Genomic DNA, 18,920 nt, shown 5'->3' with positions numbered 1-18,920 from the left:
CCAAGCCAAATGCCAGAAAACTCCGAACAAAGAAGAAACCGAAATGCGAAAACTCGACCCTCACACACTCCTGTCCGCGCTCTGGCTGTTCATCCTGCTGAACATCATCTTCCGCGACATCCACCAGTTCGTGCTGAAGTCTCACCTCGAGATGCTGCTGACGGGCTACTACAACGGGATTCTGATCACGGACGAACTGATGCTGATGGGCGGCTTCTTCGCGCTCGTGCCCATCTCGATGGTCCTGTTCTCGCTGGTACTCGAGCGGCGCTGGCTGCGGCCGGTGAGCGCGTTCGGGGTGATCTTCACCGCAGGCCCGGCCCTGATGGCGCCGCCCATCGACATGGACGATGTGCTCCATTTCGGCGTCGCGTTCTGCGCCCTCGCTTCCATATCCTGGATCGCGTGGCGCTGGCGGGAAGACCAGTCCGAACCGGCGCACCCATGAACCACAACGTTCCCACGAACGAGATCCGCGCGGTACCGGCCGGCATCAGTCTTCGCAGGTGCGGGCGCACGGCTCTCATCGTCCTCACGCTTGCCGCAGCCGTGAGCGTAGCGATCAAGCTGGACGTCTCGCCGATGCTCTCGGCATTGCGGGACGAGGCATCGGCGTCGCGGGTCACGGTTTGGGCGCTCCTGTTGCTCTACACCGTTCTGCTCGTCATGCCCTTCGTGCCGGGTGCGGAGATCGGTCTTGCGCTTTTGCTCGTGTTCGGCGCTGCCATGGCATGGCCAGTCTATGCCGCAACGGTGCTGGCGCTGTCGATCGCCTTTGCGGTCGGGCGGCTTGCATCCCGATCTCGAAGCCCCGCGTCCTTTGGGAACGTGCCGCTGGCCTCGGATGCGGTCACTTCGCTCTTGGAAGGACTGCGGAATCGCCCGTGGATCCACGGATTGATGCGTTTTCGGTGGCTTGCCCTCGCCCTGTTGATCAACATGCCGGGCAATACCGTGATCGGCGGCGGCGGTGGCATCGCGATGGCGGTCGGGTACAGTCGGACTTTCACCTACCCGGCGTTTCTCGCCTGCGTGGCTTTCGCCGTGGCGCCGGTGCCGGCCCTCGTCTTGCTGGCCGAAGTCACGGGGTTCGGGGAGCGACTGAGTCAATGGTTACGACACTTCGTTTGAGCGCCAGTGCAACTCGGGGTGCGCGCAGGGATTGCGAAGGCGCTTTGCGCCGAAGGTACAGGATTAGAGGAGACGACATTGATGCCCAGCGGAATGCCTGAACTGCACATCCTTTGCGGCAAGATCGCTTCGGGGAAGTCGACGCTGGCGGCCCGGTTGAGCGCGAAGCCGGACACCGTTCTCATCACCGAGGACGCATGGCTCGACGCCCTGTTCGGAGAAGAGTTGCAGACCCGTGAGGACTACGTCTCATGCTCGCGCAGGATCAAGGCCGCCATGAAACCGCACGTCATGGCACTCCTCCGGGCGGGCGTGTCGGTCGTCCTCGATTTCCCGGCGAACACGCACGGCCAACGCCGCTGGTTCAAGGTAATCATCGAGGCCACCGGTGTCGCACACGTGCTGCACCTACTCGACGTTCCGGACAAGGTCTGCCTCGCGAGGCTGCGCGCGCGCAATAACTCGGGCGATCATCCGTTCGTTGTGACAGACGCCCTGTTCCACGAAATGACCGGCTACTTCACGGAACCGGCGGTGGATGAAGGGTTCACGATCCTTTGCCATGGCAATGAAGCAGAAATACCCGAGGCGCCGGCCCCATGACCGACCGAACGCTCAACCCATCCCTGGAACCCGTAACCTGCGCATGCGCGAAAGCCTGCTTTACAGGACAAGCGACTCCACGCGTCGACACCAGAGGACGTCATCTTGAGAAGTGAAATTGCGTTCGTTCGGTTGTCGGAGATCGCGCCGGCGGAAATCGCGGACCACATGTCCGATCCGCGCGTGGCAGAGCACATGCCGCTGCTGACCGCGGCTTGGGACGAAGCCGCGGCAGCCAAGTTCGTCGCCATGAAGGAAGCCTGCTGGGCGCGAGACGGGCTCGGCCATTGGGCGTTTCTGGCAGATGGCCGATATGTCGGCTGGGGCGGTTTCCAGAGGGAAGGAGACGAGTGGGATTTCGGACTGGTGCTGCGGCCGGACGCTTTCGGGCTCGGGAGGCGGATCTCTGGCAAAGCCATCGACTTTGCAGTTGCGGATGCTCGAATCCCTTTCGTAACGTTTCTTCTGCCACCCTCCCGAAAGAACCTCGGTGCGCTCCGAAAAATCGGTGCTCAGTCGCTCGGCGAGATCGAGTATGACGGGGCCAAGTTCCTCAAGTTCCGGCTCGAGACTGAGAGCGCCGACTTGCGCACGTCAGCGCAATGCGTTCACTCGGGGACTTAGTCCAACCAAAACGTTCGCGCTTGCTCCCGCATCACCGCGTAGTCCGCCAGCATCCCCGCTATCGCCGAGCCCTCTGGCACCAGAGCCAGTTCCTCGGCGGCTCGCGCCTGGAACTCCGGGCTGTACTCGACGACAGGAGGACAGGCCCCGCGTTCGTCGACGTCAGATCTGACCGTCGCGCAGCCGCTGAGCCAGATCATCGCGAGAGCGAGGGCGACGCGCCGCCGCCTCGAACATCCGTCTTTGGGCGTCATGGGTTTTCTCCATGGTCTCGAGCCGTTCGGCCAGCCGACCAGCCCGCTCGCCGGAGCGGCGCAGGGAAAGCAGGAACAGAAGGATCGTGAGTGCGATTACGCCGTAGCGGAGCGCCGCGCGCGCCCATGCCGATCCGGCGAGCGTGGCGACGAGTCCGCCGATCACCGACGCCCCCGCTTCCAGTCGTCAAGCCGGGCATAGATCGTGACCGCGATGCCCCCGAGCGCGACGGCGATGAACACCCAGCGCAGGGTGTCGAGATACGGGACCAGCGGCAGGATCGCGGATTGGGTCTCCGCTAGGACGCTCTGCGCCACCTCGACACCTGCGGTACCCAGCGTCGCAACACCCGCCGCGCCACCGCCCTTCATGGTGCGGCTGTCGACCAGCACTTCGCGTGCGGGCTGCGTCTCCGACGCGAAGGCCGTCGCCAGTGACCTGCTCCCCCTGGAGTCCGCGTCTATATGTTAGCTCTGTTCAGGGTTTGGTCATCTCTCGACCTTTGGTGATACTCCCGCGGGGTGAGCCCGTCGAGGCTCGAGTGCGGGCGGTGATGGTTGTAGTCATCGCGCCATGCCGCAATTAATTGGCGGGCTTGGCGCAGAGTTGGGAACAGGTGCTCGTTGAGATATTTGAACCGCCCCGGGTTTGCCGGAGGCTGAGTTTCGTTAGCTACGCAGCCTCGGCTTCGGTATCCAGAGCTGCGTAGAAGTTGGCTTCGGCTTCTGCGGGTGGGATGTTCCCGATGGGCTCGAGCAGACGGCGTTTGTTGAACCAGTCCACCCATTCGAGGGTTGCGTATTCCACGGCCTCAAAGCTGCGCCACGGGCCGCGTCGGTGTATGACCTCGGCTTTGAACAGGCCGTTGATTGTCTCGGCCAGTGCGTTGTCGTAGCTGTCGCCCACACTGCCGACGGATGGCTCGATGCCAGCCTCGCCGAGCCGCTCCGTATACTTGATGGACAGGTATCGGGAGCCGCGATCGGAGTGGTGGACCAGCCCCATCCCCTTTGCTGGCCGACGTTCGTGAACAGCCTGTTCCAAGGCATCGAGAACGAACCCTGCATGGGCCGAGGTGCTGACCCGCCAGCCCACGATCCGCCTGGCATAAGCGTCGATGACGAAGGCAACATGGATGAAGCCCTTCCAGGTGGCCACGTAGGTGAAATCGTCGTCCATCGGGCTTGAACCGATGGCGCCACGATGAACGACCCCACAGCATGTTCGGGGCAGGCACGCGGAACTGCCGGTTCACCTTGTCGAGTGGACATGGCGCCTTCTTGTCTGGGATCGTCGTCCGGTGCGGCTTACCGCGGATGATGCCTTGAATGCCCATGTCCTTCATGAGCCGGGCCACGGTGCAACATGCGACATCGGACCCTTCCCGGACGAGTTGTCGCCAGACCTTGCGAACGGCGTAGACCCGCCAGTTCCCTTCGAAGACACGACGAATCTCGGGTCGCAGGGCCTCATCGCGGCGGGCACGGTCAGACAGGCGAGCTGGGTTAGCCCGCTTCGACAGGTGGTCGCAGTAAGTGGACGGGGCGATCGGCAGCACCTTGCAGATCGGCTCGACCCCGTGTGCGCTCCTATGCGCGTCAATGAAATTCACCATCATTTCGACCGGCGGTCGAGCTCCGCCATGGCAAAATACGCCGACGCCTTCCTGAGGATCTCGTTCGCCTGGCGCAGCTCCCGATTCTCCCGCTCGAGCGCCTTCATCTTCTCAGCCAAGTCGCTTGGGATGCCAACGCGCCGCCCGCTGTCCACCTCGGCCGTCCTGACCCAGCCGTTCAATGTGTTCGCGGAGCATCCGATCTTCGCGGCCACCGAGGCGATCGCCTGCCAGCGCGATCCATGCTGACCCGGATTGTCGAGGACCATGCGAACGGCGCGCTCACGCATTTCAGGGGAAAACCTGTTCGTCGTCTTGCTCATGATGACTCCATCTACTCAAGAGTTGGAGCCACCGGCAAACCCGGGGCGGTTCAGATCAGCTTAGACGCCACAACGGGGCTCACGCCTTCCACACATACCTTCAAACAAACGCGAGGGAGCATTTAGTCAACCGGTGGTGTTTCTACGCTTTGGCTGCAATGCGCGGCGGCACCGACAAAACGACATGTGTAGCAAAATGTGTAGCAAAATGCCCGAAATCGCAGGCCCTCAGACCACAATCACCCGGAAAATTTTTACACTCCAACAGCTTAATGAAGTCTAGCCAGTGCGATCGTGGCGGAGCGGAAGGGATTCGAACCCTCGAGACGGTCTCCCGCCTACACACTTTCCAGGCGTGCGCCTTCGACCACTCGGCCACCGCTCCGCGGGCGGGTCTATGACAAGGCGGGCAGGGTTCGCAAGACCGGTTTCGGCCGGCCCGCCGGGTGTGGCGCGGCTGCCGCGAACGTGATCGCCCCGGGTCTTGCCGGCGACGCGCCAACATGGCCGTATCGACGCGAACGAACCGGAGGTCGAGATGCCTTTCCTGCGTGCCCTTCCGCTCTGCCTCGTCCTGGCGTTGCCGTGTTTTGCCCAGGGCGTGGCCGATATCACGACGCGCGACGGTTGGGTCGTGACGCGTTCGGCCAAGGGGTTCGACGACCTCGTGGATGCCACGCGCAGGGCCGCCGCCGCCGGGGGCTTGGCCGTCGTGACCATGGCCGGGCCGACCGATGCCGCCGCGCGGCGCGGGGTCGACATTCCGGGCAACCGTGTGATCGGCCTGTTCAACAACGATTTCGCCGTTCGGATCCTGCGGCTTTCGACGCCCGCGATGATCGAGGCGCCGATCCGGGTCTACGTGACCGAGAATGCCGATGACAGCGCGACGCTCTCCTACAAGCTGCCGTCGGTGGTGCTGGCGCCCTATGCGTCCGAGGCTCCGGCGCTGGAGGAGGTCGCGCGCGAACTGGATGCGGCCTTCGCCGCCGTCGCGGATGCCGCGCTGCGCTGACCCGTCAGAAGTTCGGCGAACATCGCCGCCTGCGCATCCAGCTTCGTGCCGATCCGGGTCACCAGGACAAGGTCGCGTGACCGGGCAAGCGCGGTGCATTCGATCCCGCGGATCCCGGCCAGGTCGCTCTCGGGCAGGATCGTCGCGCCGACGCCCTCGGCGACGCAGGCCCGGATCGCTTCGACATGGTCCAGCACGACGCGCGGCCGTTCGGCCATCGCGCGATGTTCGGGAAGGGCCGCCGCGATCAGCCGACCGATCCCCGTCGAGGGGGCGAACTGCAGGAACGGCGCGTCCTCGGGCAGGTCGGCCCGCGCGGCCAGCAACAGGCGGTCGCGCATCAGGCCGCGGTGGCGGAGACCGCCCGGAGGAACGCCGGTGGCGGTGACGACGGCGGCATCCAGCATGCCGCGGGCCACGTCCTGCTCCAGCGTCTCGCTCAGGCCGGTGCGGAATGTGAACCGGGCATGGGGCAGGGCGCGCGCCGACAGGGGAAGGAACCCCGGCAACAGGCGGGGCCCCGCGCTGGCGACCAGGCCGATCCGGAACGTCCCGGCCAGCGGCGCGTCCGGGCCCGTCAGATCGCGCAGCCGGGCCTCGGCCGCCAGCACGTCGCCGGCGGCCGCGGCGACAGCGCGCCCCAGCGGCGTCAGGGTCGGCGGACGTGTGTTCCGATCGAAGAGCGATGCGGCAAGGCTCCGTTGCAGGGCCTTCATCTGCATCGACACCGCCGATTGCGTCATGTTCAGACGCTCGGCGGCCTCGCGAAAGCTGCCGGTGCGGGCGATCATGCGCAGCGTGGTCAGGTCGCGGTTCTGCAAGTTCAACTTTCCTGTATTTTCTTGCCAACCTAAGTTCATGGACTTGATCTTGTCGAGCGGCGATGCTGCTGTCGAAGGAGGCGTCATGTCCGAACATCTGGAACGCGCAAAGGCACTTGCACCGGTCTTCGCATCCCGCGCCGGCCTGTGGGACCGGGAGCGCCGGTATCCGCATCGGAACGTCGCCGATCTCGTCGGGGCCGGCCTGATGGGGATGAGCGTTCCAGGGAGACTGGGCGGGCCGGACCTCCCGTTGGCGGAAATCCTGCCGGTCGTGGAGGTTATTGCCGGGGCCTGCACCCTGACCGCGCGGATCGTCGTCGAGGGGAACATGGGCGCGCTGACGGCGGTCATGGCCTACGGCACACCCGCGCAGCAGGCGGATTGGGCACGGACGGTCTTGGCCGGCGACAAGCCCGCGATCTGCATCACCGAACCAGGGGCCGGGTCCGACGCGCGGGCCATGACCACCCGCGCCGTTCCCGTGGCCGGCGGGTGGCGTCTGACCGGATGCAAACACTGGATCACGGGCGGGGGCGTGACGCAGCTTCACCTCGTGTTCGCGCAGACCGATGACGGGATCCGCGGCTTTCTCACCCGACCGGGGCCGGGTCTGACCGTCGCCCGGTTGGAGCGGACCATGGGCCTGTGCGGCATGCCCGAGGCGGAGTTGCATCTGAACGACCATTTCGTGCCCGACGCCAACGTGCTGAATGCCGGGTTCGGCGATCTGATGGCGGCCTACAACGTGCAGCGGATTGGCGCCGGCACCATCGCCCTGGGCGTCGCCGCCGAAGCGATGAACCTGGCGCGCGACCATCTGCTCGAGCGTCGGCAGTTCGGGCAGCCGCTGGCCGATTTCCAGGGCCTGCAATGGATGCTGGCCGACATGGACACGGAACTCGCCGCCGTTCGCCTCATGCTGATGGATGCGGCGGGGGATATGCCCTTGCCGGACCGGACCAAAGCGGCCCGCGCCAAACTGATGGCGTCGGAGACGGCGGTGCGGGTGGTCGACCGGGCGCTGCAGATGTTCGGCGCGGCCGGTTACGGCGACGGCACCCCGTTGGAGCGGATGTACCGTGACGTGCGCATGTTCACCATCGGCGGCGGCACGGCGCAGGTGCTGCGCAACCAGATCGCCGCTCACGTTCTCGCGCGCAAGCTGCCGCAGCGCGCGGAGGGCTTTGAAGCCAACGTCCGGGATGGTATCGCGGCGCAATGACATCGCTTCGCGCCGCCGACGCCCTTGCCCGCAGATTGCATGCCGCCGGTTGCCGGCGTGCCTTCGGGATGCCGGGGGGCGAGGTGCTGACGCTGTTGGACGCCCTCGGCCGCGCGGGGATCGAGTTCGTGCTGTGCCATCACGAAAATGCGGCCGGCTTCATGGCCGAAGGCGCGCATCACGTCGACGGGGCGCCCGCGATCCTGGTCGCCACGGTCGGACCGGGGGCCATGAACGGGGTCAACGTCGTCGCGAATGCCGAGCAGGATCGCGTGCCCATGATCGTGCTGACAGGCTGCGTCGATGCCGCCGAGGCAGAGAACTACACGCATCAGGTTTTGGACCATCGCGCCGTCTTCGCGCCCATCACCAAGGCGACCTTCACCCTGGTGCCCGAGGTTGCGGCGGTGCAGGTCGACAAGGCCGTCCGCATCGCGACCGGCGCGGCCGGCGGGCGGGCCGGTCCGGTCCTGATCGACGTGCCCATATCGGTGGCCGACGCCCCTGCGCCCGAGGGGGGCGTCGAAAGGCCGGCGACGGCGACCGGCGCGATCGGGGCAGGGGCGCTGGCAAGCGCGCGCGGCTGGCTGGCCGAGGCGCGGCGGCCGATCATGTTGGCCGGCCTAGACGCTGTTCGCGACGATGCCGGGCCGGCAATCCGGGCGTTCTGCGAGGCGCATTCCGTCCCGCTGGTCACGACCTACAAGGGCAAGGGCCTGCTGGCCGAGGATCATCCGCTGTCGCTCGGCGGGGCCGGATTGTCGCCCAAGGCGGACGGGCACCTGCTGCCACTGTTTCGGGAGTCGGATCTGGTGATCCTGGCGGGCTACGACCCGATCGAGATGCGTACCGGGTGGCGCGAGGTCTGGAACCCGGAGAGCCAGAACGTCATCGACATCGCCCACGACGCCAACCTGCACGGCATGCACGGTGCAACCCTGGAAGTGATCGCACCGGTGGGCGAAACGCTGGCCGCGATCTCGGACGGGGTGGAAGGCGGGCGGGTCTGGGACGTCTCGGACAGGCGGACGGCGTTGCATGGCGCGTTCGCCGCCGAGCCGTGGGGGCCCGGCGCCGTGATCGAAGTCTGCCGCGAGGTCTGTCCGCCCGGCACCATCGCCACGGTGGACTCGGGCGCGCATCGCATCCTGCTCAGCCAGATGTGGGCCTGCGACGCGCCGCGGACACTTTTGCAATCGACCGGTCTCTGCACGATGGGCTGCGCCCTGCCGCTGGCCATCGGTGCCAAGCGCGCGGCGCCCGATCGCGCGGTGGTGGGCTTCATGGGCGATGCCGGGTTCCTGATGGTCGCGGGGGAGCTGGCCTCGGCCAAGGCGTTGGGGCTGCCGGTCGTGTTCGTCGTCTTCGTTGACCGATCGCTCGCCCTGATCGAGCTGAAGCAGCGCCAGCGGCAGATGCCCAATGCCGGGGTCGACTTCGGATCGACCGACCACGCCGCCGTGGCCCGTGCCTTCGGCGGCCACGGCGTCACCGTGCGCCACCGCGACGGTCTGCGGGCGGCCATGACTGCAGCGCTGGCCGGCGACACCTTCACGCTGATCGCAGCCGAGATCGACAGGATGGCCTATGACGGACGCATCTAGGGGGCCGCTGGCGGGCGTTCGCGTCCTCGACCTGAGCCGGATCCTGGCGGGCCCGACCTGTTCGCAGCTGCTGGGCGATCTGGGCGCGACCGTCCTGAAAATCGAGAACCCGGCGACCGGCGGCGACGATACCAGGCAATGGGGCCCGCCTTACATGAAGGACGGCGCGGAAGATACGGATCTTTCGGCCTATTTCATGTGCGCGAACCGCAACAAGCTATCGGTTGCCATCGATATCGCATCCGCCGACGGGCAGGCGCAGATTCGGCGTCTGGCGGGCGTGGCCGATATCCTACTCGAAAATTTCAAGCCCGGCGGTCTGGCGAAGTACGGCCTCGACTACGACAGCCTTCGCGAGGTGAACGGCAAGCTCGTCTACGGATCCATCTCGGGCTACGGCCAGACGGGGCCGAACGCATCCAAGCCGGGCTACGACCTGATGGCGCAGGGGTACGGCGGGATCATGTCCCTGACCGGCGAGCCGGATGGCCAACCGATGAAGGTGGGCGTTGGCATCGCCGACGTCATGTGCGGCATGTATGCCTGCGTGGGCATTCTGGCCGCCCTGCGCCATGCCGAGGCGACGGGCGAGGGTCAGCAGGTGGACGTGGCCCTGGTCGACAGCCAGATCGCCTGGATGATCAACGAGGGCGTCAACACGCGCCTGTCGGGCGAGGCACCCCTCCGGCGCGGGAACGGGCATCCCAATATCGTGCCCTACGGCGTCTATGAAACCGCCGATGGCCATGTGATCGTTGCCGTCGGCAACGATCGTCAGTTCGCGCGGTTCTGCCAGGTATTGGAATTGCCCGATCTGGCCGGGGACGCGCGGTTCGCCACCAACCCGGCCCGTCTGGCCAATCGCGATGCGTTGGCCGAACATCTGGTTCCGGCGATCCGGGCCCGCACGACGCAAGCGGTGATCGATGGGCTGGAGGGTGCGCGCGTTCCGGTCGGGCCGGTGCAGACGCTGCCGCAGGTCTTCGCCTCCGAGCAGGCAAAGGTGCGCGGCATGGTGCTGGACATGGAGGCGAACGGCCTGACCCTGCCGTTGATCGGCAACCCCCTCAAGCTGTCCGCCACGCCGGTCACCTATCGCCACCCGCCGCCGCGTTTCGGCGCAGATACCGACCGGCTGTCGCGCGACGACCCTTTCGCCGAGGAGTGATCGGCGGGAAGGCGCCCGAAGCGTCGGGATTGCCTCGGCTTTCCGCCCATGCGGCGATGACGCCCCCTCACATGTCCGTCATGCGCCCCGCTGCGCTATAGGAGGGGCGGGGTCGGCCCGATAGGTGTCGGATCAGATGCCCTGACCGTTCCGGAGCCGCCATGACCCGCCATGACCATCTCGAGCAGCCCGTTAGCCTGACGGATCCGGCGGCGATCGCCGAGTGGGACGCCACGGTGCGCGCGTTTCTGGCGCATGGTGCGGCCACCCCGGTTCACCTGGGCCGCCTGCTGGATCTGGCACCGGACCATGCTGCCAGCCATGCGCTGCGCGGCCTGTTCTACGTGCTGCTTGGTCGCCGCGAGTTGATGGCGGAGGCGCGCGGCGCCCTTGCCACGGCGCGCACCCGCCTGGACGGCGCCAATGCGCGGGAGCGGCACTTCGTCGATGCGCTGGGTCATGTGCTCGATGGCCGGTTCCGCGACGGCATCGCCGCGTTCGAGGCCATCCTGCGGGATGCCCCGACCGACACGCTGGCCATGAAGATGAGCCACGCCCTGCGCTTCGTGATCGGCGACGGCACCGGCATGCGCGCGTCGGTCGAGGCGGTGCTGCCGCGCTACGACATCCACCACGCGGGGCGCGGCTATCTGCTTGGCTGCCACGCCTTCGCGCTCGAGGAGACGGGCGAATACGCCGCCGCCGCCCTGCGGGGGCGCGCCGCGCTGACGCTGGCACCGGACGACGCCTGGGGCTTGCACGCCGTGGCCCATGTCCACGACATGACCGCGGACGCGGCGGGCGGGCTGGCATGGTTGACGGGGCACGAGGCGGCCTGGACGCATTGCAACAATTTCCGCTTCCACGTCTGGTGGCACAAGGCGCTGATGTTGCTGGATCTCGGTCGACTGGATGAGGCGCTGGCCCTCTATGACAGTCATGTCCGCGCGGACCGCACCGACGACTACCGCGATATCTCGAACGCCACATCGCTCCTTTCGCGCTTGGAACTGGAAGGCGTCGATGTCGGCACCCGGTGGGAGGAACTGGCTGACCTGTCGGAAGCACGGACGGAGGACGGCTGCCTGATCTTCGCCGATCTGCACTATCTGCTGGCGCTGACGAATGATGGACGCCCGGAGGCGACAACCCGCCTGATCGCGCGCATGGCCGCCGACGCCGACCGCCGGGGCAACGATGTCGAACGTTGCATGGCTGCTCCGGGGCTCGACGCCGCCCACGGGCTCGAGGCTTTCGGCAACGGTGACTACGGACGCGCCTTTGCCGCGCTTGCCCGGGCCCGCCCGCATATGCAGGCCGCCGGCGGCAGCCACGCACAGCGCGACGTGTTCGAGCGGTTGACGATCGACGCCGGCCTGCGCGCCGGACGCTTGGCTGAGACCGAGGCGATCCTGGCCGACCGAACGGCCCGGCGCGGGGGGCATGAGGACGGGTATGCCGCGGTGCGGCGGCGGATACTCGCGGATGCAGCGACATCCTCTTGCAGGGCCGGGGCGACCGCCTAGGTTGCCGCGATGGACACAGAGGCCGGAGCCCAGATGACAACGACCACCCCGGATGCCGCGTATGCCGGACGTCCCGTCACGATGGCGACGGCGGGCGCAGCGATCCGCGATCCCCGGCTGGATTTCTTCCGCGGGCTGGCAATGTTCATCATTCTGCTGGCGCACACGCCCGGCAACGCCTGGACGCTCTGGATCCCGGCCCGCTGGGGCTTTTCGGACGCGACGGAGATCTTCGTCTTCTGTTCGGGCATGGCGTCGGCCATCGCGTTCGGCCGCACCTTTGACCGCGCGGGCTGGACGATGGGCGCGGCGCGCGTGGCTTACCGCGTCTGGCAGATCTACTGGGCGCATATCTGCATGTTCCTGGCGCTCGCCACGATCCTGGCCGCGATCGACGCGACCGGATGGCACCCGGACAAGGAATACATCGGCTCGCTGAACCTGTGGAAGTTCTTCGCCGACCCGGCGCCACAGCTGATCGGGCTGATGACGCTGACCTACGTGCCGAATTATTTCGATATTCTGCCGATGTATATGGTGGTGCTGGTGATGATGCCGCTGGTCGTCGCATTGGCCCGGGTGTCCCTGCCGCTGCTGGCATTGGCATCGGTCACCGTGTGGCTGTTCGCGCAAGGCGCGCTGCTGGAATGGCTGAACCTCGGCCACTTGCACCTGTCCCTGCCGGCCGAGCCGTGGTCCGACCGGCAGTGGTTCTTCAACCCGTTCGGTTGGCAACTGCTGTTCTTCACCGGCTTCGCCTTCATGCGCGGCTGGATCCCGGCGCCGCCGGTCCGCCCTTGGCTGATCGGCCTTGCGATCGCATTCGTGATCGTCAGCTTCTTCCTGTCCAGCATGGGGTTTCGCCTGTTCCAGACCGACGCCGTCAAGGGCGTCTATACGGCCCTAACGGGCTGTGCCGAGACAGGGTTCGGCGCCTGCAATCCGGTCTTCGACTGGCGCCAGGCGCATGGCGGCTGGTTCGACAAGTCCGACCACGGGATCCTCCACTATGCCCATTTCCTGGCGCTGGCCTATCTGGCCTGGGCGCTGGCAGGCGCGGGCGGGCACAGGTTGGTGGCGACGGGGCAGGGCGCCTTGGCCCGCCTCTGGGACGAGTTCGTGGCCGTTGTGATGAAGGTCGGCCAGCAGAGTCTGGCGGTCTTCGTCTTCTCGATGGTGCTGGCGCGCATCAACGGCTACCTGCTGGATGTGATCGGTCGCTCGGCAGGCACCTGGGCGCTGATCAACCTGACCGGGTTCGGCCTGCTGGTGGCCTGTGCCTACGGCGCGGGCTGGTTCAAGTCGCAGCCGTGGCGGGTGCGCCGATGAAGCGCCGCGCGTTCCTGGCATCCGTCTCGGGGGTGGCCGTCGCGATGGCACTGCCCGCACATGCGGCGATGCCGCGCTTTCTGGCGACCACGCCGTTCGGGCCTGACACGGTGATCGACCTGGCGCGCCGGATGGCCGCGGACGCGCACATGCCCCGCCCCGAGGTGCCCGCCGAATGGCGCGACCTGACCTATGACGAATACCGGCGCATCTGGTTCGACACGCGCAACGCGATCTGGGCCGAGGACGCGCTGCCCTTCGAGATGGATCTGTTCCATCCCGGCCTCTACTTCCCGCGCGCGGTGGATATCGACGTCGTCCGCGCGGGCGAGGCGAACCGTCTGGCCTTCGATTTGGCCCTGTTTGACCGCACGGACGACGCCCCCGACCTGCCGGTGGACGAGTCGATGGGATATTCCGGCCTGCGTCTGCGGCACCTGTTCCCCGACGAATGGAACTATCGCGAGTTCGCGGTCTTTCAGGGGGCCAGCTACTTCCGGGCGATCGGCGCGGCGCAGCAGTACGGGCTGTCCGCGCGCGGCCTGGCCCTGCGCACCGGTGACCCGGATGGCGAGGAGTTTCCCGATTTCGTGCGGTTCTGGGTCGAGGAGCCGCAACCGGGCGATGCCACGATCACGATGCACGCGCTCCTGGACGGCCCGTCGGTCACCGGAGCCTATCGTTTCGAGGTCACGCCCGGCCCGGCCTGCGAGATGCGGGTGGAGTCCGTGTTGTTCCCGCGCGTAGACCTGGACCATGTCGGCATCGCGCCGCTGACTTCGATGTTCCTCTACGATCAGACGAACCGCCCGCGCTTCGAAGATTTCCGCCCGGCGATCCACGACAGCGACGGGTTGCTGGTCTGGAACGGCGCGGGCGAGATGCTCTGGCGTCCGTTGGCGAACCCGACGACGCTGCAGGTATCCAGCTTCGTCGATGACGGGCCGCGGGGCTTCGGCCTGATGCAGCGGGCGCGCCGGCTGTCCGACTTCGCCGATCTGGAGGCGCATTACCACGAACGGCCCAGCCTCTGGATCGAGCCGGAGGAAGGCTGGGGCCCCGGCGTCGTGCGCCTGGTCGAGATCCCCTCCGACAAGGAGATCTACGACAACATCGTTGCCTATTGGCGCCCGCGCGAGGTTCTCGCCGCCGGCAGCGAGCACCGCTTCGCCTATCGCATGACCTGGGGGCAGGAGGCCGCGGGCGCCGCCGCCCCGCCCCGACGGGACGATGTCGCGCGCGTCCTCGACACGCATATGGGCCTGAATTTCGATCAGGATGGATGGATCGCGGCCATCGACTTCGCCGATCATCCCGCGTTGGACCTGCCCGAACGGTTCGGCGCGGTCGAAGGGCTGGTTGTCTACGTCGCCGCGAACCGGGGCGAGACGACCGACGGGATCGTCCAGCGCAACCCCGAGACGGGCGGCGTCCGGCTGGCCTTCGGCTTCGACCCCGGCGACGCGGACGCCGTGGAACTGCGCGCGCAGCTTTTCCGCGACGGGGCCGCCGCGTCCGAAGTCTGGCTTTATCGATGGACGCGGGCGTGACCAGTCAGTGCCCCCACGGCGCGATGCCGCCGCCGCGTCCGATGCCGCATCCGCGGCAGGATCTGTCGCGCAGCTTTCGCGACGCCGCGGCACCCGGGTCGGCCATCGACACCGGGGCGGCGTTCTGGCGGCTGGGCACGTTCCTGCCCGCGGCGGTGGGCACGGCCCTGCTGCTTTGGGGCTTCCTGTCCTGGTTCGCCAGTGGCGGGACGACCTGGGCCGAAGGTCTGCTGACGGTGTTGATCGGGGTGGGCTTCTTCTGGATCGCGCTCACCTTCGCGACCGTCCTGGCTGGGGCCGCCGCGATGCTCCGGCACACCGCGCCCGAAGCGGGCCCGGTGCGCACGCTGGATGTGGCCCTGCTGGTTCCGGTGCACGAGGAGGCCCCTTGGGACGTGATGGGCAATGCCGCCGCGATGCTGGAGCGGCTGGCGGCGGCACCGGGCGCGCATCGCTACGCGCTCTATATCCTGTCGGACACGCGCAATGCGGACCGCGCCCTGCAGGAGGAGGCCGCCTATGCCGCGCTGCGGGCGCGGATGCCGCAGGCCGCCCTGTGGTACCGTCGACGGGTCGAGAACACCGATCGCAAGGTCGGTAACCTGGCACAATGGGTCGCCGAATGGGGCGGCGGGCACGACGCCATGCTGGTTCTGGATGCCGACAGCCTGATGTCGGCGCAGGCGATCCGCGCCCTGTCGGACGCGCTGGGCCGCGATCCGGCGGCAGGCCTGATCCAGTCCTTCCCCCAGCTCATCGGCGCGCGGACGCTGTTCGCCCGCAGTCAACAGTTCGCCAACGCGATCTATGGCGTGGCCCTGGCCGAAGGGTTGGCCCGTTGGACCGGACGCGAGGGCAACTATTGGGGCCACAACGCCATCATCCGCACGCAGGCCTTCGCCGCCTCGGCGGGTCTGCCGCATGTCCGTTCGTTTCGCGGCGGGCGCGATAGCCTGATCCTGAGCCATGATTTCGTCGAGGCGGGCCTCCTGCGTCGCGCCGGCTGGTCGGTGCGCTTTCTGCCCCGCCTGCGCGGCAGCTATGAAGAAACGCCGCCCACGCTGATCGACCATGTCCTGCGCGACCGCCGCTGGTGCCGGGGCAACCTGCAGCATCTGGGCCTGCTGGGCACGCGCGGGTTCCACGCCCTGTCGCGTTTCCACCTGTTCCACGGCGCCGTCGGATACCTGCTTTCGCCGCTATGGTTCCTCCTGCTGACGCTGTGGGCGGTGATCGGCGTGTCCGAGGAACGCTCGGTCATCAACTACTTCTCGCCCTCGAACCCGACGATGCCCAACTGGCCCGAGATGTCGCCCGTCAGCCATGTCTGGCTGATGGTGACGATGTACGCATTGCTTCTGGCGCCCAAGCTGGTGGGTGCATCGGTCCTGATCGCGTCGGGAACCAAGCTGTCGCATCTGGGCGGGGGCCGGCGGTTCGCGGGGTCGCTGCTGCTGGAGATCGCGGTTTCGATCGCCTACGCGCCGATCCTGATGGTGCAGCAGACCTTGGCCGTGCTGTCCGCCCTGACCGGCCGACGCCCGGACTGGACACCGCAATCGCGGGCAGGCGGTGCACAGGGCTGGCGGACACTGATCCGCTTCCACTGTTTCGAGACCGTCCTGGGTGCCGTCCTTCTGACCGGGATGGCGACGGGATACGTCTCGCTCTGGTTGGTGCCGATCATGGGCAGCCTTCTGTTGGCCGCGCCCCTGTCGCGGTTGTCCGCGGTGCCGATGACCGGCACGATGGCCACCCCGCAGGAGGTGCGCTCGCCACTGGTGGCCAAGCGCGCCGCCCGATGGCGCGAGGAGCTGCGCGCCCAGGTCACGGTGACCCCGGCGGAATAGTCCTAGCTCTCGGGCAGCCCCTCGAACCAGTCCAGCATCATCTCGGACCAGCCTTCGGGCACGCCGTGGCCCCCCGGATGCAACGCCAGTTCCAGCGCCGATCCGGACGCGCAGGTCCAGAAACGGTGCTGATAATCGCCCGTCGCCCGATATCCCGAAGGATCGGGGCGGGTACAGCCATTGGCCGCCCGCCAGATCGTCAGGCCCGCGAAGATGTCGCCTTGCAGCCATTGTCCGTCTCGCAGCGGGCGGCCCTCCAACGGCACCGTCGAGTCCCGCCAGCCATGCGTGTGCAGCAGACGGACCGGACCCGCGCATGCCTCCGGCTGGGGTTGCCAGAAGCCGCCCGCCACCGGTGCGTATGCGGCGAAGGCCCCCGGCGTCCCGCACGCGAGGTAGTTCACCAGGAACGCCCCGTTCGAGAACCCCGCGAGGATCATCCGATCGACGTCGATGCCGTGTTCGGCCCCGGCCTCCGCCACGACCTCGGCCAGGAACGCGGCCTCGTCGCGGGCTTCGCCGCCGATATCATCTCGGAACGCCCAGAACCGACCGCTGCGGCCATCGCGCGTCTGACCGTCGGGCGCGATGACGGCGTATCCCCGCGACGTCAGGGCGCGAACGGTTCCCTGCAGGCCCAACATGCCGCTGCCACTGCCGCCGAAGCCGTGCAGGAACATGACCGCCGGGGCGCCCCGCGGGTCCTCGGGCAGGGCGATGTGATAGCTGCCGTTCGCTGTCCGGCAGGGCGGGGCGTCGCGCCCGCAATCGGCCTGCGCCATCGCCGGCAACGTCAGCGCGAGCCAGGTCAGCAGCGCCTTCATGGATGTCGGACCGGCAGGCCGCGATCCAGCCAGCCGGGCCCGGCGTCCGAACCCAACATGCCTTCGGGCACGTCGACGATCCGCGCAAACCCGGCGGATGCGAGCCGCGCGCCCAGGCGGTCGGACCGGACGCCGCGCGCGCAGATCAGGGCGACGGGTCGGTCCTTGTCCGCACCTGTCAGGCCGGACAGAACCTCGATGAAGTCGTCGCGCCGCATGTCGATCGGGGTAGCCCCTTCGGGTATGCCCGTCCGCGCCCATTCTTCGGGCCGTCGAATGTCGACCAACAGCAGATCGTCCGCCCGGGCCGCGGCCAGGGCCTGCGGCGGCGTCATCTCTTCGCCGGCGAAGCGATCCCGGCGGGCGACGGCCGTGGCCGAGACTGCGCCGAGACCCAGGAGCGCGACACCGCCCAGCAGCAGGTTGCGGCGGGACGGCACGAAGGGTCGGGCATCTGTCATCGGCAAGGCTCCTTCCCTTCGGGGGATAACGCGGACCGAGGGGCCGCCAAAGTCACGTTTCCTTGACGCGGGGCCGGCTGCCGCACCGAAGGCCGGGCATCCTCGGTCCCGGTCAGCACCTGCAAGAGCGTCCGCGCCTGAATGGTCAGTAATTCCGGGTCGCGAATGGCAATCCGCAATTCGCGGCGCGCCCAAGGCTCGTCGATCGGGATCATCGCCAGGTTCGAGCCCTCCAGATACGGCTCCACCGCGCCGAAGGGCAAAATCGCGATGCCTAGCCGGGCCTGAACCATGCGGCGGACGCCGTCGAAGCTCATGACCTGGACCCGCGTGCGAAGCTTGTCGCCATGTCGTGCGGCCTGACGCTCCAGATGCGCCTGGATGGAGCTGCCTTGCTGAAGCGCGACGAAATCCTCGTCCAGCACATCGGCAAACCGGACCCTGCGCCGAAGGGCCAGCCGGTGACCCCGGTGGGCGGCCACGACCAGCGTATCGCTGCGATAGGGGCAGATGCGCAGGTCGCCCGCATCGCTCAGGCCGGAATAGATGCCCAGATCGGCCTGCCCGGAACGCACGGCAGCCAGCGCCGCATCGCTGGTCAGCTCGACGAGTTCGATAGCAAGGTCGGAATGATCGGCCACGAAGGCGGCCAGATCCTCGGGTAGGAACTGGGTGATGGCGGAGGTGTTGGCCGCGATGCGGATCGCACCCCGGAGACCGGCCGCATGGCGTGACAGGTCGGCCTCCATCCGCCGAACGGCGTCCTGCACGGCCTGCGCGTGGCGCAGCAGGTCCTGACCGGCGGGCGTCAGTTCCACGCCGTGGCGCTTGCGCGACAGGACCGGCGTGCCGATCCCCGCCTCCAGGTCGGAAATCCGTTTGCTGATGGCCGACGCGACGGTGTTGTGGCGGCTGGCTGCGGCGGCGATGCTGCCGCAGGCGGCCACCGTCATGAAAAGCTGCAGCGAATAGAGATCGTGGCGCATGATCCGGGAA

The 18,920-nt window shown here is 67.5% G+C and carries 17 protein-coding genes, 1 tRNA gene, 3 pseudogenes and 1 other annotated feature; of the genes and pseudogenes, 12 read left to right on the top strand and 9 right to left on the bottom strand.

Features of this window, described 5'->3' with window-relative positions:
• The first annotated feature begins 43 nt into the window (after positions 1-43).
• From MWU52_RS04210 to MWU52_RS04195, 4 genes are all read left to right on the top strand, one after another.
• Positions 44-448, top strand: a complete 405-nt coding sequence (locus tag MWU52_RS04210) for a DUF6326 family protein (protein ID WP_246949775.1) — start codon at positions 44-46, stop codon at positions 446-448.
• Entirely contained in the window at positions 445-1,131 is a 687-nt protein-coding gene (locus MWU52_RS04205; protein ID WP_246949773.1) for a hypothetical protein, read from the top strand. The genes MWU52_RS04210 and MWU52_RS04205 overlap by 4 nt, the downstream gene beginning before the upstream one ends.
• A 93-nt stretch (positions 1,132-1,224) precedes the next feature.
• Positions 1,225-1,734, top strand: a complete 510-nt coding sequence (locus MWU52_RS04200) for an ATP-binding protein (protein WP_246949771.1) — start codon at positions 1,225-1,227, stop codon at positions 1,732-1,734.
• A 105-nt stretch (positions 1,735-1,839) separates the two neighbouring features.
• Positions 1,840-2,358: a GNAT family N-acetyltransferase gene (locus MWU52_RS04195; protein WP_348645488.1), complete on the top strand. Its 519-nt coding sequence runs from the start codon at positions 1,840-1,842 to the stop codon at positions 2,356-2,358.
• A gap of 162 nt (positions 2,359-2,520) precedes the next feature.
• Here the strand turns inward: MWU52_RS04195 and MWU52_RS04185 are convergent, their stop codons facing one another.
• The 5 genes and pseudogenes from MWU52_RS04185 to MWU52_RS04165 all read right to left on the bottom strand — a co-directional run bounded on the left by MWU52_RS04185 (position 2,521) and on the right by MWU52_RS04165 (position 4,936).
• Positions 2,521-2,778, bottom strand: a complete 258-nt coding sequence (locus MWU52_RS04185) for a hypothetical protein (RefSeq protein WP_246949766.1) — start codon at positions 2,776-2,778, stop codon at positions 2,521-2,523.
• Positions 2,775-3,044, bottom strand: a pseudogene (locus MWU52_RS04180) (peptidase M15); the annotation flags it as partial. The gene MWU52_RS04185 and the pseudogene MWU52_RS04180, both read right to left, overlap by 4 nt.
• Before the next feature lie 29 nt (positions 3,045-3,073).
• A pseudogene (locus MWU52_RS04175) lies at positions 3,074-3,241 on the bottom strand (integrase core domain-containing protein); the annotation flags it as partial.
• 44 nt (positions 3,242-3,285) lie between these two features.
• Positions 3,286-4,551, bottom strand: a pseudogene (locus tag MWU52_RS04170) (IS3 family transposase).
• Positions 4,154-4,270 (bottom strand) — a sequence feature (AL1L pseudoknot). (Overlaps the previous pseudogene by 117 nt.)
• A 295-nt stretch (positions 4,552-4,846) precedes the next feature.
• Positions 4,847-4,936: transfer RNA gene (locus tag MWU52_RS04165), tRNA-Ser, on the bottom strand.
• A 153-nt stretch (positions 4,937-5,089) separates the two neighbouring features.
• Between MWU52_RS04165 and MWU52_RS04160 the strand changes: the two genes are divergently transcribed.
• Positions 5,090-5,566 carry a DUF302 domain-containing protein gene (locus tag MWU52_RS04160; RefSeq protein ID WP_246949763.1) on the top strand — a complete coding sequence of 159 codons (477 nt, stop codon included), beginning with the start codon at positions 5,090-5,092 and terminating at the stop codon, positions 5,564-5,566.
• Here MWU52_RS04160 and MWU52_RS04155 read toward each other — a convergent pair.
• Positions 5,479-6,387: a LysR family transcriptional regulator gene (locus MWU52_RS04155; RefSeq protein ID WP_246949762.1), complete on the bottom strand. Its 909-nt coding sequence runs from the start codon at positions 6,385-6,387 to the stop codon at positions 5,479-5,481. The genes MWU52_RS04160 and MWU52_RS04155 overlap by 88 nt on opposite strands.
• 85 nt (positions 6,388-6,472) lie before the next feature.
• Between MWU52_RS04155 and MWU52_RS04150 the strand changes: the two genes are divergently transcribed.
• From MWU52_RS04150 to mdoH, 7 genes are all read left to right on the top strand, one after another.
• Positions 6,473-7,612: an acyl-CoA dehydrogenase family protein gene (locus tag MWU52_RS04150; protein WP_246949759.1), complete on the top strand. Its 1,140-nt coding sequence runs from the start codon at positions 6,473-6,475 to the stop codon at positions 7,610-7,612.
• Entirely contained in the window at positions 7,609-9,216 is a 1,608-nt protein-coding gene (locus tag MWU52_RS04145) for a thiamine pyrophosphate-binding protein (RefSeq protein WP_246949755.1), read from the top strand. Before MWU52_RS04150 ends, MWU52_RS04145 begins: the two co-directional genes overlap by 4 nt.
• On the top strand, positions 9,200-10,384 hold the full coding sequence (locus MWU52_RS04140) for a CoA transferase (protein ID WP_246949753.1): 1,185 nt from the start codon (positions 9,200-9,202) through the stop codon (positions 10,382-10,384). Before MWU52_RS04145 ends, MWU52_RS04140 begins: the two co-directional genes overlap by 17 nt.
• Before the next feature lie 161 nt (positions 10,385-10,545).
• Positions 10,546-11,910, top strand: coding sequence for a tetratricopeptide repeat protein (locus MWU52_RS04135; protein WP_246949751.1), 1,365 nt, complete (start codon positions 10,546-10,548; stop codon positions 11,908-11,910).
• A 33-nt stretch (positions 11,911-11,943) separates the two neighbouring features.
• Entirely contained in the window at positions 11,944-13,239 is a 1,296-nt protein-coding gene (locus tag MWU52_RS04130; protein ID WP_246949748.1) for an OpgC domain-containing protein, read from the top strand.
• On the top strand, positions 13,236-14,789 hold the full coding sequence (locus MWU52_RS04125) for a glucan biosynthesis protein G (RefSeq protein ID WP_246949745.1): 1,554 nt from the start codon (positions 13,236-13,238) through the stop codon (positions 14,787-14,789). Before MWU52_RS04130 ends, MWU52_RS04125 begins: the two co-directional genes overlap by 4 nt.
• Positions 14,774-16,639 carry a glucans biosynthesis glucosyltransferase MdoH gene (mdoH, locus tag MWU52_RS04120; RefSeq protein WP_281493903.1) on the top strand — a complete coding sequence of 622 codons (1,866 nt, stop codon included), beginning with the start codon at positions 14,774-14,776 and terminating at the stop codon, positions 16,637-16,639. Before MWU52_RS04125 ends, mdoH begins: the two co-directional genes overlap by 16 nt.
• Before the next feature lie 2 nt (positions 16,640-16,641).
• On the opposite strand, the gene MWU52_RS04115 is transcribed toward mdoH, so the two are convergent.
• Genes MWU52_RS04115 through MWU52_RS04105 form a run of 3 tightly spaced genes read right to left on the bottom strand, consistent with a single transcriptional unit; the run spans position 16,642 to position 18,910 of the window.
• Positions 16,642-17,463 (bottom strand): PHB depolymerase family esterase, encoded by an 822-nt coding sequence (locus MWU52_RS04115; protein WP_246949739.1) that lies wholly within the window; start codon positions 17,461-17,463, stop codon positions 16,642-16,644.
• On the bottom strand, positions 17,460-17,924 hold the full coding sequence (locus tag MWU52_RS04110) for a rhodanese-like domain-containing protein (protein WP_246949737.1): 465 nt from the start codon (positions 17,922-17,924) through the stop codon (positions 17,460-17,462). Before MWU52_RS04110 ends, MWU52_RS04115 begins: the two co-directional genes overlap by 4 nt.
• Positions 17,921-18,910 (bottom strand): LysR substrate-binding domain-containing protein, encoded by a 990-nt coding sequence (locus tag MWU52_RS04105; protein ID WP_246949735.1) that lies wholly within the window; start codon positions 18,908-18,910, stop codon positions 17,921-17,923. Before MWU52_RS04105 ends, MWU52_RS04110 begins: the two co-directional genes overlap by 4 nt.
• Between the last annotated feature and the right edge of the window lie 10 nt (positions 18,911-18,920).

It is taken from the genome of Jannaschia sp. S6380, assembly GCF_023015695.1.
GTDB lineage: Bacteria > Pseudomonadota > Alphaproteobacteria > Rhodobacterales > Rhodobacteraceae > Jannaschia.
The sequence above is the reverse complement of the archived record's forward strand: the minus strand, read 5'-3'. Positions and strand labels throughout refer to the sequence as shown.

Excerpts from the sequence above, each read along its gene's own strand:
- MWU52_RS04105 (WP_246949735.1), bottom strand. The coding sequence starts at position 18,910 with ATGCGCCACGATCTCTATTCGCTGCAGCTTTTCATGACGGTGGCCGCC.
- MWU52_RS04125 (WP_246949745.1), top strand. The coding sequence starts at position 13,236 with ATGAAGCGCCGCGCGTTCCTGGCATCCGTCTCGGGGGTGGCCGTCGCG.
- MWU52_RS04140 (WP_246949753.1), top strand. The coding sequence starts at position 9,200 with ATGACGGACGCATCTAGGGGGCCGCTGGCGGGCGTTCGCGTCCTCGAC.
- MWU52_RS04150 (WP_246949759.1), top strand. The coding sequence starts at position 6,473 with ATGTCCGAACATCTGGAACGCGCAAAGGCACTTGCACCGGTCTTCGCA.
- MWU52_RS04110 (WP_246949737.1), bottom strand. The coding sequence starts at position 17,924 with ATGACAGATGCCCGACCCTTCGTGCCGTCCCGCCGCAACCTGCTGCTG.
- MWU52_RS04135 (WP_246949751.1), top strand. The coding sequence starts at position 10,546 with ATGACCCGCCATGACCATCTCGAGCAGCCCGTTAGCCTGACGGATCCG.
- MWU52_RS04145 (WP_246949755.1), top strand. The coding sequence starts at position 7,609 with ATGACATCGCTTCGCGCCGCCGACGCCCTTGCCCGCAGATTGCATGCC.
- MWU52_RS04160 (WP_246949763.1), top strand. The coding sequence starts at position 5,090 with ATGCCTTTCCTGCGTGCCCTTCCGCTCTGCCTCGTCCTGGCGTTGCCG.
- mdoH (WP_281493903.1), top strand. The coding sequence starts at position 14,774 with ATGGACGCGGGCGTGACCAGTCAGTGCCCCCACGGCGCGATGCCGCCG.
- MWU52_RS04210 (WP_246949775.1), top strand. The coding sequence starts at position 44 with ATGCGAAAACTCGACCCTCACACACTCCTGTCCGCGCTCTGGCTGTTC.
- MWU52_RS04205 (WP_246949773.1), top strand. The coding sequence starts at position 445 with ATGAACCACAACGTTCCCACGAACGAGATCCGCGCGGTACCGGCCGGC.
- MWU52_RS04200 (WP_246949771.1), top strand. The coding sequence starts at position 1,225 with ATGCCTGAACTGCACATCCTTTGCGGCAAGATCGCTTCGGGGAAGTCG.
- MWU52_RS04115 (WP_246949739.1), bottom strand. The coding sequence starts at position 17,463 with ATGAAGGCGCTGCTGACCTGGCTCGCGCTGACGTTGCCGGCGATGGCG.
- MWU52_RS04130 (WP_246949748.1), top strand. The coding sequence starts at position 11,944 with ATGACAACGACCACCCCGGATGCCGCGTATGCCGGACGTCCCGTCACG.